Genomic DNA, 15,665 nt, shown 5'->3' with positions numbered 1-15,665 from the left:
GTGACAAGAAACGGATAATCTTTAGTTCAAAACAGCTCTGAATACGACACCATGTAGGGAAAAATTTTCGCCACTTGCGATACTCGCCGTTTTTTCAGGAAATACTAAGGTGACTTCGCGAAAATATAGAGCATGGACGAACAAAACATATCAGCAATTCTCTCGAACACAGATAACCTTCCCGAAGGAATCCCCGTTGGAGAATACAACAACCGACAGCAACTCAACCAAGCACTCAACACCCTCAACAACGCCAACTTCCCGCTACGAACCTTATTCATTCAAGGAGAAGGACTGAAACAAATCGAGTTTCTTGGTAACAAACTCTCTTATCCGAAAGTTGCTTTAGCTTCTGCCGCTCAAGGTGCTTTTTTTGGTGCCTTCATCGGTCTTGCTACCGCATTATTGAGTAACGGAAACTTCGCCGCTAACCTACTATCTTCCATCCCATTAGGTATCGCTGTATGGATGATTTTTGGTGTTCTGTCTTATTCTCGAAGCAATAAACAAGGAAACTTCCAAACCCGAGCACAATTAGTTCCTCAAAAATATATTCTGATGGCTCACCCCAGCACCGCAGGACAAGCTCAACATATCCTCGGAGGCCCTCAACCTACACCAATGGCACCAGAAGGCCCTGTACCTTTTAGTCCGCCCACACCACCACAGAGCTTTGACGGAAACACCCTTCCTCCACACAAAACGGCTGAGCCGATTCCTTCTCCCACCGTTAACAGCCCTCAAAAAGAATCTTCATCAAAATTTGGTTTGAGAATAGAAGACCCCGAGGAATACGCACAAACGATTCGGCAAGAACCACCAGCACCAGAACCTAACGAACGCATTGAACAAATTCGTTCCCAACAACGAACTGGACGCTACGGAATCCGCATCGAAAACCCCGAACAATTTCAAGAAGCAATCCGTCAGCCGGGGCAATCAACGCCACCTCAACCGCAACCTTCTAACACCAAACCTCACAACAACAGTGCTGGTACTCAAGAATAACTACCAGAATCATCTGAACTGGTGAGTTGAAAAGCTGAGGAACAACTGTCCATCACCATAAAACGGGGTGTGGGGTGTTCACCATATCTGGTGAACACCCCACACCCCGTTGGCATAATCCTCTGCTATGAACGCAAAGAATCCATCCACTGTTCAATCTCAGCAACAGTACGTGGAAGATCTGCTGAAAGATTCACCGGACCCTCTTCAGTGATGAGAATATCGTCTTCTAAACGAATACCAATACCACGGTATTCTTCACTAATAGCTAAGTCCTCTTCCTTGAAATACAACCCTGGCTCAATCGTGAACACCATACCCGGCTCAATGACACCATCAAGATACAGCTCACGTTTGGCCTGAGCGCAATCGTGAACATCAAGACCTAAATGGTGGCTTGTCCCATGAGGCATCCAACGACGATGCTGACCTCCCTGCTCTGACAAAGCAACCTCTGCCGATACAGGAAGCAAACCCCACTGTTCAAGACGCTCTGCTAAGACAGCAGTAGCCGCCTCATGAACCTCACGGAACCGGCGACCAGGAACAGCTACTTCAAAAGCCGCATCAGCAGCGTCAAGAACCGCCTGATAAATCTTTGCTTGCACTTCAGTAAAACGCCCGCTCACCGGTAGCGTTCGAGTGATGTCAGCAGTATATAGAGTGTCATCTTCTACGCCAGCATCAACAAGAATCAGCTTTCCCTCATCAACCGAACCATTATTACGAATCCAATGCAAAATAGTGGCATTATTTCCACACGCCGCAATAGTGTCATAGCCAAGATCGTTGCCTTCTTCACGTGCTTTTGCAAAGAAAGCACCCTCAACTACACGCTCACCACGATGATGGCCTACCGCCCGAGGCAGAGCACGAACCACATTCTCAAAGCCCTCAATAGTGTGCTGTACAGAACGACGAAGATTCTTGACCTCCACCTCATCTTTAACAAGACGCGCCTCAGAAAGAGCCTCTGTCAAAAGAGCATCGGTCTGGTCAGCTTTCTCTAAATCCACCCCAGTGTTATAACGAGAGGTATCAACGAGTGCGTCAATATTTAAGTCGACGTTACGCACAAGACGGATATTAATACCGCCAAGCGCCTGACTACCAGCATTCTTCGTGATAGCGACTTCTAACTCCGAAAGGTCCGCGGTACGGATACCGTACTCTGCTTCCACCGCTGCGAGGGTAGGGCGTGGACCAACCCAGAATTCACCATAGCGAGGATCAGCATAGAACTGTGCGCTATCTCGTCCAGCAAGAGGCCGGAAATAAAGCGTCACCTCGTGATGCGAACCGTTATCTCCGTGGTTTTGCTCAACTGGTTCAAAAACGAGTACAGCATCAGGCTCTTGGTCTAGCCCAAGACCCGTTTGGTGCGCAAAGGCAGAATGAGGACGGAACCGGTAATCGGTATCATTAGAACGCACTTTAAAAGCACCAGCAGGAATCACAAGACGCTCACCAGGGAAAAGGCGTGAAATACGGGCGCGACGTTCAGCCGCATAATCTGCTACTTCTGCACGTTCAGGTAATGGTGTTTCATCGGGCGCCCAATATGAGGCCATAAACTCAATAAAAGCTTCAGACTGGGGAGGCTGAGAGCGATTATTCACTCTTTGCTCAAGGGGCTGTTCATCTGTCATATCAGAAGATTTATGTTCATCAGTAACCATAGATACAACTCTAATACGTTCAGAGGTATCTATACACCTATCTTTGTCATAGACAAGCAACCTAAGATAGAAATATGTCATATGATTTGCATACTCATTCGGTACTATCAGACGGTACACAGAGCGTACAAGAACTCGTCGCCGAAATTGCTCACTGCGGATTAACAGGTTTTTCCCTCACTGATCACGACACTACCGCAGGGTGGCAAAGTGCACAAAAATATGCTGACGACTGGGGACTAGACTTCTTACCAGGTATGGAAATCTCGTGCGCTATCGGCCCGCTTAGCGTACACCTACTAAGCTACGGACATCAACAAAACGATAGCGTCCTGAACAAACATATTACGCAGGCTCGCACCTCTCGCCGGACACGAGCTCAAAGAATCGTTCAAAAACTCTCTGAAACATACCCCATCACATGGGAAGACGTCTTAGCTCAAGCATCACCAGGAGCAACTATCGGCAGACCCCACATTGCAGACGCCCTCGTGAACGCAAACATTATCAGAACCCGCAGCGAAGCCTTCTCCGGATTACTGGCAGACCACTCAGCATATTATGTTCCGTACCGTGCCGTACACCCCGTTGACGCCGTCACCATGGTTAAAGCTGCCGGAGGAGTACCCATCATGGCACACCCCCGTGCTCGTATCCGCGGACAAGTTGCCTCTGCAGAGCTCATAGAACAGATGATTGAGGCCGGACTAAGCGGACTTGAAATCTATCATCGAGACAACAACGAAGAAGACCGCAACTGGCTCAAAAAACTTGCCCAAAAATATGACCTCATCATAACTGGCTCTAGCGATTACCACGGCGCCGGAAAGCCTAACCGACTAGCAGAAAACACCACACCAGCCCAAACCGTCGAACGTATCAAAGAAATCATCCGGCAGAACCACCAGAAGAACACCCCACCTCAACACACCCAAACAATATAAAAGGCGGCGCCCATAACACCTTGGGTTAAGAACACCGCCCCAATCAATACAGGCTAGTCTTGTGAATCACCATCATTAACGATACGTTTGCGCCGACGACGACGCGGAGCCTGCTCGCCCTCTACCCGGGTACGACGTCGTGAACGACCAGAAGCATCTTTCTCCACAACGGGGGAGTCTGAACGCGTATTATCATGCTCTTGACGGCGAGGGCGACGCTGCCTTTGCCCATTATTCTGCGAACGACGAGAAGAAGAGGAAGAACGTTCTGAGCGGCGCTCGCCTCTGCGCGGTGAACGTTGAGCAGAAGCATCAGAATCCTTAGGCTGAGCATGAGGCATCTTACCTCGAGTGCCTTCAGGAATATCAAGGTCACGGAAAAGATGCTCAGAAGAAGAATACGTTTCTACAGGCTCTGGAACACCCAACTCTAAGGCCTTGTTAATGAGAGACCAACGAGGGATATCTTCCCAATCAACAAGAGTAATTGCGGTACCAGTATGACCGGCACGGCCTGTACGACCCACACGGTGTACATAGGTTTTTTCGTCGTCGGGGCACTGAAAATTAATCACGTGAGTGACGTCATCAACATCAATACCTCGGGCTGCTACATCTGTAGCGACAAGGACATCAACGGTATTATCACGAAACGCTTGTAATGCTTTTTCGCGTGCGACCTGAGGCAAATCGCCGTGAAGAGCACCCGCACGGAAACCACGATTCTGTAACTCATCAGAAAGTTTTGCTGCAGAGCGTTTTGTTTTGGTGAAGATAATGGTACGTCCTCGCCCATTGGCGCGCAGAACTCGACCCACTAACTCATCTTTGTCGAGAGGATGAGCACGATAAATAACTTGACGGATAGACGCCTTTGTCAACGACTCATCTTCGGAAGACTGCGCTTGAATATGCATTGGTTTACGCATATAACGGCGTGCCATGGTCAGCACAGGCCCAGGCATGGTTGCCGAGAAAAGCATGCTCTGACGAATCTCGGGCAAACTTGCAAGAATTTTTTCAACATCGGGTAAGAACCCTAAATCAAGCATCTCATCGGCTTCATCAAGAACCACAATTTTTACCTGCGAAAGATTCATCTTCTGCTGGCGTTGTAAATCAATGAGTCGGCCGGGCGTACCAACAATAATCTCAACTCCGCGGTCAAGAAGTTTAACTTGCTGTTCATACGGAACACCACCGTATAACGTCACAACACGAACTCCCGCACCTGCTGCCGCAGCAGAGAGATCGTCACCTACTTGAACAGCAAGCTCACGAGTTGGAACAATAATTAGCGCTTGAGGGGAGCCAGGGGAGCGTAACGAATCCCAACGGGGATCTTCGGGGCCGATGACTCGTTGAATTGCGGGCAGACCAAAACCTAGAGTTTTGCCGGTACCTGTTTGTGCCTGCCCGATGATGTCATTGCCGGCGAGAGCAACAGGCAACGTGAGAGACTGAATAGGGAACGGATGAATGATGGAACGTTCAGCTAAAGCTTGGCAAATATCTTCGCGTAGTCCGTAATCGGCAAAAGTCTTGGGGTCTTGGTTCACGTATGTGTTTCCTGTAGAAAAGGCGCAAAAGCGCAACTATGGAGGTACGCCGATCGTGAGAGAACAAGTCACCTTATCTCAGCAGGTGACACTACTAAACATTACTGGTGGATAACGACCGGACAACCGTCTTATCTTAGCCATTCTAACAAAGCTGAAGAGAAAAAAGTGGAGAGCCTAAAAATATAGGCCCTCCACTATCGTCTACACCGTTTATATCAACGGCGTATTATGCTGAGAAATTAAAGCCGACGCGACGCTTTGTCTCTGAACCAATTTCAACGAAACCGATTTTATCTCCAGGAATCAATACGACGTTACCCTTATCGTCTTCTAGCTCTAGAACCTCACCTTTATCCATGGCGCGTGCAATGAGCTGACGCAATTCAACAGGGTCTTTATCGGACTCGATAACTACTTCGCGAGGCATATTTCTAATACCAAATTTAACGTCCATAATTGCTCCTTAAACAACGGAAATTACCGGTCATGTCTCTAGACATTCTAAAAGGTGAAGACAAGAACACCTAGAAATATCACCCTCAGCGTACCACCCCTACAATAAATCACGTAGAAGAATCCTTCTTGAATCTTCTGAACAAAAACCTGATAGAAGTGAAAAGGGCAGAGGACTAACCGTCATAGACAGAATCGTCATCAATGCAGAGTAGCCCTCCCCACGCTAAGCGAAAAACGAGATTTTGTGCACGAGCAAGCTCTTGGTCCTGAGCACCTTGTTGCAAAGCATGTTGTACTGCTGATAGAGCCATCCCCGTTAGTGTACGTGAAATGAGCACTGCTTCTTGTGCGGCTAGACCAGAATTAGGCTCTAACACTTGCGCAATATGATTAGCGATATGTAGATGAAGGTCATCAATACGCTGTTGAACAGCTAAATCACTGTGAATATCAGATTCAAAAATCAGCCGATAACCCTGCAGATTAGTGCGCGTGAACTCGAAGAAAGCACCAATAACACGTTCTGTTCGCTCACGGTTATCTTGGGTGTCGTATAAGGGGCGAACTAGGCGTTCTGTGAGCTCTTTAATCTGTTCGTCTAGTACAGCAAGATATAGCTCTCGTTTTGATTTGAAATGCTGGTAAAGTACCGGCTTCGTGACATCGGCAGCTGACGCAACCTGATTCATTGTCGTCGTATGGTATCCCTGAGAAGAAAAAATACGTAGTGCACTTAATACCAGATGTTGTCGTCGTAGTTCCTTCGGCAGACGCTTGTCCCCTGAGGAATAGTGCCGATCATGTGAATCTGGTTCTTGGAGTGGCTCAACGGTCACAGAACTCAACGCTTGTTCCTGAATCTATCTAAATAACGGACGAGTGATAAGGGCATAGACATCTACCGTGAATGGCTGATACCTCTGTATGAGAGGTATCGTCCATGACAGTTAGGAGGCGTCCTTATGTTTTTGCTCCATCTGAAGATGAGAGGGCTCTGCGGTGTTTACCTCAATACCGTAGAGCGCTTCAAGAGCTGCAACGTAATCAGCTTCACGACCGTCTTTGGCTAAAGAACGTGCACGGACCGTAGGGGTGTGAAGTAGTGATTTCACCATACGCCGCATCGTAAGCTCTAACTGGTCTACGGCAGCACCACACCCATACTGGTTGCGAACCTTCTGCAGTTCATTGTCCAAAATAGACATCGTATGTTCCCTGAGAGCTACAATAGCAGCATCTACGTTGCGAGCCTTCTCTTGTACCGCAAAATGAGCAGCTTCATTGTCCACAATTGCGTGGGCAAGTTCAATAGAATCTTGAGTTTCGTTGGGGGCAGCCAGACGAACAGTCTCCAACGTAATCAACTCAACATCTGGCATATCTGCAACATCTGGAGCGAAATCTCTACTCAACGCCAAATCGAGAATAATGCGTTTCCCTGCAGGAACCTCATCAGCGCTCAACGGAGCGGCAGAACCAGAACACCCAATGAGAATATCTGCTTCTTTGAGAGCTTCGTGAAGAGCGCCCTCAGGAACAGCTCGTATGGAGCGCTTGTCGGCAAAAGTAGCTGCACGACCAGAGGAAGAATATACACTAATATTTTGACAACCACGCTCTCTCAGAGCCGCAACTGTAGCACCAGCGTAAGCGCCAGTACCAATAATGAGTGCGCGACGGGCATCCCACGCTAACTCTGATAGCTCATACGCTAAATCGAGAGCGACCGAAACAACTGAACGCCCTTGAGAACCAAGCAGAGTCTGCTGACCCACCTCTCGAGCAGTGCGAGCAGCACGATCAAAAAGCCGCACTAAATTACCGGTGGCTGTGCCTTCTTCGCGTGCAGTAGCAATAGCTCGACGTACCTGTCCGGTAATCTCTCGCTCTCCAACCACTGCCGACTCTAAACCAACCGCTACCGTAAATAAGTGTTTGACGGCCCCATGCTGAGTGAACACTTCAAAACTGCTTGCAACAAGTTCGTACGCTAAAGAAGACTGGTCGGCAATGCCACGATATATTTCCTGTGAAGTTTCTTCTAATATCAGCTGTATTTGCTGAGACGTTGCACCGGGGGATACAGCAAGCTCCCCATAAATCTCTAAACGGTTACACGTCGAAAGAACAACGCTTCCTCGAACCCGCTGCGCCGAAACATTTTTGAGCGCAACACTAGCACCGTTGGCCAATAATGCCACGGTGTTCAAATCTACAGTCTTGTGTGATGCAACGAGCGTAAATATAGTCACGACTGACTTATCATAAACATGTTTGCCCCTCAGACGCGAATAAAAACGGGAAATATCACTATTTTTCCTCGTAGATTCCCCTCTCAACCAGCAGATACCAGCAAAGAATGACATGGTGTCGGCAAACAATGCGCAATAATTTGGCACAATGGGAAACATGAGTAGCACTTTGAATCAACGAGAACTACTGAACACACACCAGCTAGATTCTCTTCCCACCACTCACCCACTCAAAACTACAGGCGTGGCAGAGTCACCAATGCTCAAAGCCCTCACCGGACAAAAAGGCTCACACCACCCCGTATGGTTCATGAGGCAAGCCGGACGCTCCCTACCCGAATACCGAAAAGTACGTGAAGGTATTCCCATGCTAGAGGCATGTTTAACCCCAGAACTTGCCTGCGAAATTACATTGCAACCCGTACGACGCCACAACGTAGACGCCGCAATCTTCTTCTCCGACATCGTCGTCCCCATGAAGCTAGCCGGTGTAGACGTAGACATCGTCCCTGGCAAAGGCCCCGTACTATCCCAACCAGTACGCACCGCTGAAGACGTCAAAAACCTCCCCGAACTCGAAGACTGCGCACTCGACCCCATCCGAGAAGCAGTCAGCCTAACCGTCAAAGAACTCGGCGACACACCGCTCATCGGTTTCGCCGGAGCACCATTTACCGTCGCCGCTTATATGGTTGAAGGCGGACCCTCCCGAGACCATCTACGACCACGCACCATGATGCACTCAGACCCCGACACTTGGCATGCACTCGGACAATGGGCAGCCCGAACCGCAGGACAATTCCTTCAAGCACAAATCGAAGCAGGCGCCAGCGCCATCCAACTCTTCGACTCTTGGGCAGGGTCCCTCTCCGAAAGCGATTACCGCACCTACATCCAACCCCACTCCGCCCACGTTCTTCAGAGCGTGGCACATTACGGTGTTCCTAGAATCCACTTTGGTACCGGAACTGCACAACTGCTCAAAGCTATGCACGAAGCCGGAGCCGACGTCATCGGCGTAGATTACCGTCTCGACCTGACCGAAGCCCAACACCGTCTTGGTGGGGGAGTACCACTTCAAGGAAACATCGACCCTGCACTACTTAGCGCAGGATGGGACGTCCTCAAAGAACACGTAGACCACGTCCTCGCTGAAGGCGCTTGTGCCCCATCGCATATCGTCAATCTTGGACACGGCGTGCCACCAGAAACAGAGCCTGAAATACTCACCCGCCTCGTGGAATACATTCACACTCAAACTGCTCGGGAAGTAGCCTAAGAACAATGTCACCTGTCGATACTCGTTCCCCTAAAGAAACCGCAATCGTCGTCGGCGGTGGAATCTCCGGACTACTCGCCGCCCGAGAACTCGCTCAACAAGGACTCAAAGTCACCCTGGTCGAAAAAGAAGACCATCTCGGTGGTGCAGTAGGCGCACACCAACTCGATGGACTCGTTCTCGACTCCGGCGCAGAATCCTACGCAACAAGAACCACCGCCGTCAGCGAGCTACTCGAAGAACTCAATATCAGCGAAAAAATCGTCACGCCACGGCAAGACGGCTCTTGGCTTTGCCTCCCCAACGGGACACATAAAGCACCAAGAACAGGGATTCTCGGCATCCCCGGAGACCTCAACGACCCTGACTTCAAAAAAATTATGAATAGAAGCGGTCTACGACGTGCTAAACTCGACCGTTTCTTACCCGCCTCCGCAGGGGAAAACGCGCGTACCCTTGGCGACCTTGTACGCGTGCGCATGGGACAACAAGTGCTCGACAGACTCGTCTCACCCATCGTTTCTGGCGTCCACTCCACACACCCCGACCACCTCGACATCGATTCTGTTGCACCAGGACTCAAAAAAGCGTTAAGCACTTACGGTTCTCTTGCTACCGCGGCAGCATCACTACGTAAAAGCTCCCCAGCCGGAGCACAAGTCGCAGGACTCATCGGCGGTATGCACCAGCTATCCGAAGCGCTCGTTGACGATATCCTGCGACGTAAAGTACGTATCCTCACCGGCTACGACGCCATCGCCGTCGACCGCGATCACTGCCATAACCTCTGGACACTTATCCAACGCCAACCCGAAATCGGTGAAAAAGCTGCCGCCATCCACGGAAAATACCTCGTCATGGCATCAGACGGGCCTTCAACTCTTCGAATGCTCGGATCACACCTGAACAACGCAGACCTACCCCAAATTTCAGCAGGACCAGAAGTCGCCCTCGTAACACTCATCATCGAACAACCAGAGCTCGACTCCCGACCACGCGGCACCGGAGTGCTCGTTAGCGAAGAAGTCACCTCAGTACGAGCCAAAGCGCTCACCCACGCCAGCGCTAAATGGGAATGGATGAGCGAAAAACTAGGACCACACCGACACGTATTACGCCTATCCTACGGCAGAGGACAAGACACCAGCCCACTACAAGAAGTCAAACTCTACGACGACCAACTCATCACCTTGGCCATCCACGATGCCCAAAAACTTCTTGACGTCTCCATCTCACGAAACCAGCTCCTCGCAGCAGACGTCGTGCGATGGAAAGGGTCCTTACCTACAGCCAGCCCCGAACACCGTACAACAGTACAAAGCTTCCGCAGCGCACTCACCGAACTAGATAATGTCACCGCTGTTGGCGCATGGCTCAGCGGAAACGGGTTAGCTGCCGTCACCGCAGACACCCGCAAAACCCTCAAAAACTTTATTGAACAAAACAACATCGGATAGAACCTCAACGCTACAACTACCTAACGCCACGAGATTCACCGTAAAACACACAACAACTAGGTTTCTCCCCATCACACCTGATAGAGAGGAACCTCTGAGGAAGGAAAACATGTCACACCAACATGGCTCACATGGAAACTACTCCCACACACACGGCTCAGATGCAACCTCATCAAAAATTCAAGGTCAAGTTCCGGGAGCACCAGCTGAAGGAGACGATAAACTCTACTACGCGCTATACACCGTATTTGCACGTACCGGAGCCACAAACACCCAAGCACAAACTCCCGAAGCTGAAGAAGAACTCAACCACGTAATCTCAGCTCTTGAAGAACAAGGCGTAACCATTCGCGGATTCTACGACGTATCAGCCATGCGTGATAACGCAGACATCCTCGTATGGGCTCACTGCGAAGTCCCCGAAGACCTCCAAGAAGCAATCCGCAAACTTCGCCGTACCAGCGTTTTCTCTGAAACAAAGATTGTATGGTCCACTATGGGCGTACACCGCGATGCAGAATTTACACGCCGCCACGCCCCAGCATTTGCACTCGGTAAAGAAGCACAAGACTGGGTCTGCGTATACCCCTTTGTTCGCTCCTACGAGTGGTACTACATGAACCCCGAAAAACGTGCTGAAATGCTCAAAAATCACGGCATGAAAGGCTACGACTTCCCCCAAGTACTAGCCAACACCATCGCAACATTCGGACTCAACGACTACGAATGGGTTCTCGCCCTTGAAGCACCCGAACTCGTCGACCTCGTCGACCTTATGCGTCATTTCCGAAACACTGAAGCCCGTCTACACGTCCGCGAAGAAACCCCCTTCTACACCGGACGCCGTATTCCCTCCCACGAAATTGCAGGAGTTCTTGCATGAGCACCCGACTACCACATGACGTAGCCCCCAACGTCACCGACCCCAACAACACTGCTAGCAACGGACCTGCCGTACTCGATGCAACAACCATCGAAACATTCCACGGCGAAGAAAAGATCTCACGCCCTCGTAACAAAGCACCACAACCCTACGATATGGTGATTCTTTCATCCTTTGGTGGCCCTGAAGGGCAAGAAGATGTCATCCCATTCCTGAGAAACGTCACGGCAGGACGAGGCATCCCCGACGAACGACTCGAAGAAGTCGCAACACACTACCGCGCCAACGGCGGTATCTCACCTATCAACGAACAAAACCGTGCACTCTTGAATGCCCTTGAACAGGCCCTTCAAGAAAAAGGCCCACACATCCCCATCACATGGGCTAATCGTAACTGGAAACCCTACGTCAACGACGTAGTACAAGAAGCCTACGATAACGGTGCACGAAAAATTTTGGTACTTGCCACAAGCGCCTACCCTGGTTATTCTTCATGCCGTCAATACCGTGAAGATTACGGTATGGCATTAGAAAAACTTGAACTAGAAGGAAAACTTCAGATTGATAAAATCCGTCAGTTCTATGATGCACCAGGGTTCGTGCAAGCCTTCGTCGATGGACTTGTAGACGGACTACGAGAAGTTCACCAAAAAATTGCGCAGAACACCGACCCTGCTGCTGGAAACGGCGCTATTCGCATCATGTTCTGCACCCACTCCGTACCAACCAGCGCAGCGAACGAAGCCGGACCACGAGATGTCGACTACGAAGGCGGCTCCGCCTACGTCGAAAAACATCTTCAAGTGGCTCGACGAGTCCTCGAAAAAGTCTCTGAACTTGACTCAAAACTCCTCGAAAACGTTGATTGGGAACTGGTCTACCAGTCCCGTTCGGGCCCCCCATCGATGCCATGGCTAGAACCAGACGTCAACGACGCCCTAGAAGCCCTCGAAGGTCAAGTTGATGGCATCGTCCTCGTACCTCTGGGCTTTGTCTCTGACCATATGGAAGTCAAATGGGACTTAGACACCGAAGCTCTAGACACTTGTAAAAATCTCGGCTTTGAAGCGGTACGCACACCAACACCCGGAACTCATCCGGCCTACGTTGAGTCTTTGCGTCAGCTCATCCAAGAACGCGTACAATCTGCAAACTCAACACCGTTTACCGCACCCAAAGAGCCACTTTTTGGTGGTTGCTCTAACCGCGGATGGTTCGACGAATGCGACCCTCAATGCTGTAAACCAGCACGTGCTCAACAACATCGAGCAACGATTGCAACCTACCATATGAAGACTACGGAGGACTAAAACCTATGGGCTACACCGTTGGCACCCGAGGCTCGGCGCTAGCACTCACTCAAACAGGTATGGTTGCTGACGCCATCGGACGTATCTGCAACCAAAACATCGAACGAGTAACCGTCAAAACTGAAGGCGATATCCTGACCGGTCCGCTTTCACAGATGGGTGGTACCGGTGTATTCGCTGCAACGTTAAGACAACGAGTACTGGACGGCAGTGTCGACATGGCTGTTCATTCCCTCAAAGATTTGCCCACCCAGCCCTGCCCTGGACTCAACATTGCGGCAATTCCTGAGCGCGAAGACCCACGAGACGCACTATGCGCTCGCGATGGACTCACCTTAGAGACACTGCCAGAAGGTGCAAAAGTTGGTACTGGATCTCCTCGACGAGCAGCCCAGATTAAGGCGTTACGCCCAGATATCAATATCGTTGATATTCGAGGTAACGTGGGCACACGTCTTGCACGAGTCCCCGGTCTAGAACATTATGGCAATGCAGAAGCGGTAGGGGACTGCGATGCAGTTATCCTTGCGGCTGCTGGTTTGCACCGGCTAGGTTATGAATCTGCTATTTCTGAATATCTTGACGTTTCTCGTGTGCTTCCTGCCCCTGGGCAAGGTGCCTTGGCTGTAGAAATACGTGAACAAGACGTCCACAACAACACTGAGCTAGCTCAAGCTGTCGTTACCGTAGACCACCTACCAACACGTTACGCGGTTATCGCTGAGCGTGCTGTGCTACGTCGTCTAGAAGCAGGTTGTGCTTCGCCCATTGGAACATACGCGAGATATGAACAAGACCAGCTGATTCTTGATGCTGTAGTGGCTTCTGCTGATGGTTCTCAGGTGCTAAGACATCATGCAGCAACCGTACTTTTGAGTCAAGAAGCAGCTGAACAGCTTGGTATTCAAGTAGCAGAAGACCTCCTGCAAATGGGCGCTGACCGTTTAAACGGATTGAATAGTTAGTGTCCATGGCCAACGCAATGACCTCTACTCGGCTGCTCATCACTCGTTCGTTTGAACAAGCACAACCGTTTGTTGAGCTTTTGTCTCATACGTCTTTAGCGCCGGTAGAGGTCGATTGTGTCCCTATCCGCCAAGCTGTCGCTCATACACCAGATAGTGAGCTCATGAGCCGTCTGCCTCATGGTGGCTTTTCTTGGGCTCTTATCAGTAGCGCGAATGCTGTGCTTTCTTTGAAAAAATATGCTGTTGAATCTCAGCGTACGTTGCCTCAATTACTAGCAACAACAAAAGTTGCTGCTGTTGGTGCCTCCACGGCACAAGTTTTGGCTGATAACGGTGTTGTGGTGGATTACATTCCTTCGGTGATGGACGCCCAACATTTGGGGCAAGAACTTCCGTATGACGACGATCAACCTGTTCTGTGTGTTTTGGGAAAGACGTCACGGCCGACTCTCAACCATGTTCTAGCATCACGGAATATACCTACAGAAACGGTGATTCTTTACGATATGGAACCTTACCCCGCTACAAACCCGTTAACGCCGTTGAGAGCACCCGAAAAATCTTTTGCTTTGGGGCAGGTGAGAGAGCGTTGGCAAGAATATGCGGGTGTTATCGCAACGGCTCCTTCTCTATTAGAAGAACTCGTCACCTATATTTACGGTGAGGAATCTCCGGTATCTTTTCCCCCTCTTATTGCGATGGGAAGAACAACCGCATCTCATGCGCAGCGTTTAGGTTTGGATGTTTATATTGCGCCTGCTCCAACCCCTGGCGGATTATGCGAAGCGGTTCATCATTATTTTTTGTAATTTTTTGGTTATCACGCAAAGAAAATACATGTTTTATGAGAGGAGAACTCCTATGACGGCACTCAACCTTCAGTATCGTCCACGGCGTCTACGCGCAACTCCTGCGTTGCGTAAACTGGTATCTGAAACACAACTACGCCCAGAGCACCTCATTCAGGTTCTCTTTGTGCGAGATGGAATTGAGGAACCTCAGCCTATCGCGTCTATGCCTGGACAATATCAGCACACGTTAGATTCTCTGCTAGAACAGGTAGAACAAGCCGTATCAGCAGGGATTCAATGTATTGATCTTTTCGGTGTTCCTCGTGAAGAAGACAAAGATGCAGATGGAACTCACGCATGGCTACCGGAGGGTATTTTAAACCGTGCTATTGCACAGGTTCGTCAACGTTTTGGGGATACCATTACGATTATGGCGGATACCTGTCTTGACGAGTTCACCAGCCATGGACATTGTGGGCCTCTTTCGACAGACCGGTTCGGTCAGCCGATTGTCGATAACGATGCCTCTGTACATGCTTATTCTCAGATGGCGTTGGCTCAGGCTCGTGCCGGTGCACATATTGTGAGCCCATCGGGCATGATGGACGGGCAAGTACAAGCAATTCGTCAGGCGCTTGATGCAGAAGGGTTCTACGACGTCGCTATTATGGCGTATTCGGCAAAATACGCTTCAGCATTCTTTGGTCCTTTCCGTGATGCTGTCGGTTCTTCATTAGAAGGCGACCGTAAGAGCTATCAGCAAGACCCAGCTAACCGTCGTGAAGGTCTACACGAAGTACGGCTAGATATTGAAGAGGGCGCAGATTTCGTTATGGTTAAACCGGCGATGGCGTACCTTGACATTGTGCGTGAAGTCGCTGATTTCTCTCCGGTGCCGGTAGTTGCCTATCAAGTTTCTGGAGAATATGCCATGATTGAGGCTGCCGCTGCAGCAGGGTGGGTCGACCGTGAAAAGATTGTTCTTGAATCGTTGACAGGTATTCGTCGTGCCGGCGCTGACATTATTTTGACGTACTATGCAACAGAAGTAGCCTCTTGGCTTTCATAATGTTTTG

Annotated in this window: 14 protein-coding genes; 9 read left to right on the top strand and 5 right to left on the bottom strand. The window is 50.0% G+C overall.

What is annotated here, in order from left to right:
• The first annotated feature begins 132 nt into the window (after positions 1-132).
• On the top strand, positions 133-1,008 hold the full coding sequence (locus ACN081_RS07525; RefSeq protein WP_419107420.1) for a general stress protein: 876 nt from the start codon (positions 133-135) through the stop codon (positions 1,006-1,008).
• A 125-nt stretch (positions 1,009-1,133) separates the two neighbouring features.
• Here the strand turns inward: ACN081_RS07525 and ACN081_RS07520 are convergent, their stop codons facing one another.
• The gene (locus ACN081_RS07520) at positions 1,134-2,657 is read right to left on the bottom strand and encodes an aminopeptidase P family protein (RefSeq protein WP_419107430.1); all 1,524 of its coding nucleotides are present in this window, start codon (positions 2,655-2,657) and stop codon (positions 1,134-1,136) included.
• A gap of 104 nt (positions 2,658-2,761) precedes the next feature.
• Between ACN081_RS07520 and ACN081_RS07515 the strand changes: the two genes are divergently transcribed.
• A complete protein-coding gene (locus ACN081_RS07515; RefSeq protein ID WP_419107419.1) occupies positions 2,762-3,631 on the top strand; it encodes a PHP domain-containing protein in 870 nt (289 codons plus the stop codon).
• 53 nt (positions 3,632-3,684) lie between these two features.
• Here the strand turns inward: ACN081_RS07515 and ACN081_RS07510 are convergent, their stop codons facing one another.
• The 4 genes from ACN081_RS07510 to ACN081_RS07495 form a co-directional block, all read right to left on the bottom strand.
• Complete coding sequence (locus ACN081_RS07510; RefSeq protein WP_419103576.1) at positions 3,685-5,190, bottom strand: DEAD/DEAH box helicase; 1,506 nt, start codon at positions 5,188-5,190, stop codon at positions 3,685-3,687.
• A gap of 229 nt (positions 5,191-5,419) precedes the next feature.
• Positions 5,420-5,647: a DUF3107 domain-containing protein gene (locus tag ACN081_RS07505; protein WP_419101579.1), complete on the bottom strand. Its 228-nt coding sequence runs from the start codon at positions 5,645-5,647 to the stop codon at positions 5,420-5,422.
• Between the two features lie 175 nt (positions 5,648-5,822).
• Positions 5,823-6,485: a TetR/AcrR family transcriptional regulator gene (locus ACN081_RS07500; protein ID WP_419103599.1), complete on the bottom strand. Its 663-nt coding sequence runs from the start codon at positions 6,483-6,485 to the stop codon at positions 5,823-5,825.
• 111 nt (positions 6,486-6,596) lie between these two features.
• Entirely contained in the window at positions 6,597-7,901 is a 1,305-nt protein-coding gene (locus ACN081_RS07495; protein WP_419107418.1) for a glutamyl-tRNA reductase, read from the bottom strand.
• Between the two features lie 157 nt (positions 7,902-8,058).
• On the opposite strand from ACN081_RS07495, the gene hemE reads away from it, so the two are divergent.
• From hemE to hemB, 7 genes are all read left to right on the top strand, one after another.
• Entirely contained in the window at positions 8,059-9,180 is a 1,122-nt protein-coding gene (gene hemE / locus ACN081_RS07490; RefSeq protein WP_419103561.1) for a uroporphyrinogen decarboxylase, read from the top strand.
• Between the two features lie 5 nt (positions 9,181-9,185).
• Positions 9,186-10,637, top strand: coding sequence for a protoporphyrinogen oxidase (hemG, locus tag ACN081_RS07485; protein WP_419107417.1), 1,452 nt, complete (start codon positions 9,186-9,188; stop codon positions 10,635-10,637).
• Positions 10,638-10,746: 109 nt separating this feature from the next.
• Positions 10,747-11,520, top strand: coding sequence for a hydrogen peroxide-dependent heme synthase (gene hemQ / locus ACN081_RS07480; RefSeq protein ID WP_419103559.1), 774 nt, complete (start codon positions 10,747-10,749; stop codon positions 11,518-11,520).
• Positions 11,517-12,830, top strand: a complete 1,314-nt coding sequence (locus tag ACN081_RS07475) for a ferrochelatase (protein ID WP_419107416.1) — start codon at positions 11,517-11,519, stop codon at positions 12,828-12,830. The genes hemQ and ACN081_RS07475 overlap by 4 nt, the downstream gene beginning before the upstream one ends.
• A gap of 5 nt (positions 12,831-12,835) precedes the next feature.
• The gene (gene hemC / locus ACN081_RS07470; RefSeq protein WP_419107415.1) at positions 12,836-13,795 is read left to right on the top strand and encodes a hydroxymethylbilane synthase; all 960 of its coding nucleotides are present in this window, start codon (positions 12,836-12,838) and stop codon (positions 13,793-13,795) included.
• 5 nt (positions 13,796-13,800) lie between these two features.
• On the top strand, positions 13,801-14,607 hold the full coding sequence (locus ACN081_RS07465; protein ID WP_419107414.1) for a uroporphyrinogen-III synthase: 807 nt from the start codon (positions 13,801-13,803) through the stop codon (positions 14,605-14,607).
• 52 nt (positions 14,608-14,659) lie between these two features.
• Positions 14,660-15,658: a porphobilinogen synthase gene (hemB, locus tag ACN081_RS07460; RefSeq protein WP_419107413.1), complete on the top strand. Its 999-nt coding sequence runs from the start codon at positions 14,660-14,662 to the stop codon at positions 15,656-15,658.
• Positions 15,659-15,665: the final 7 nt, after the last annotated feature.

Source organism: Rothia sp. P13129, from assembly GCF_048512865.1.
Taxonomy (GTDB): Bacteria; Actinomycetota; Actinomycetes; order Actinomycetales; family Micrococcaceae; genus Rothia.
Note: the sequence above shows the minus strand (reverse complement) of the source record. Positions and strands in the feature narration are given on the sequence as shown.

Coding starts and splice junctions, on each gene's coding strand:
- ACN081_RS07515 (WP_419107419.1), top strand. CDS start 2,762: ATGTCATATGATTTGCATACTCATTCGGTACTATCAGACGGTACACAG.
- hemG (WP_419107417.1), top strand. CDS start 9,186: ATGTCACCTGTCGATACTCGTTCCCCTAAAGAAACCGCAATCGTCGTC.
- hemC (WP_419107415.1), top strand. CDS start 12,836: ATGGGCTACACCGTTGGCACCCGAGGCTCGGCGCTAGCACTCACTCAA.
- hemB (WP_419107413.1), top strand. CDS start 14,660: ATGACGGCACTCAACCTTCAGTATCGTCCACGGCGTCTACGCGCAACT.
- ACN081_RS07475 (WP_419107416.1), top strand. CDS start 11,517: ATGAGCACCCGACTACCACATGACGTAGCCCCCAACGTCACCGACCCC.
- hemE (WP_419103561.1), top strand. CDS start 8,059: ATGAGTAGCACTTTGAATCAACGAGAACTACTGAACACACACCAGCTA.
- ACN081_RS07525 (WP_419107420.1), top strand. CDS start 133: ATGGACGAACAAAACATATCAGCAATTCTCTCGAACACAGATAACCTT.
- ACN081_RS07505 (WP_419101579.1), bottom strand. CDS start 5,647: ATGGACGTTAAATTTGGTATTAGAAATATGCCTCGCGAAGTAGTTATC.
- hemQ (WP_419103559.1), top strand. CDS start 10,747: ATGTCACACCAACATGGCTCACATGGAAACTACTCCCACACACACGGC.
- ACN081_RS07465 (WP_419107414.1), top strand. CDS start 13,801: ATGGCCAACGCAATGACCTCTACTCGGCTGCTCATCACTCGTTCGTTT.
- ACN081_RS07520 (WP_419107430.1), bottom strand. CDS start 2,657: ATGACAGATGAACAGCCCCTTGAGCAAAGAGTGAATAATCGCTCTCAG.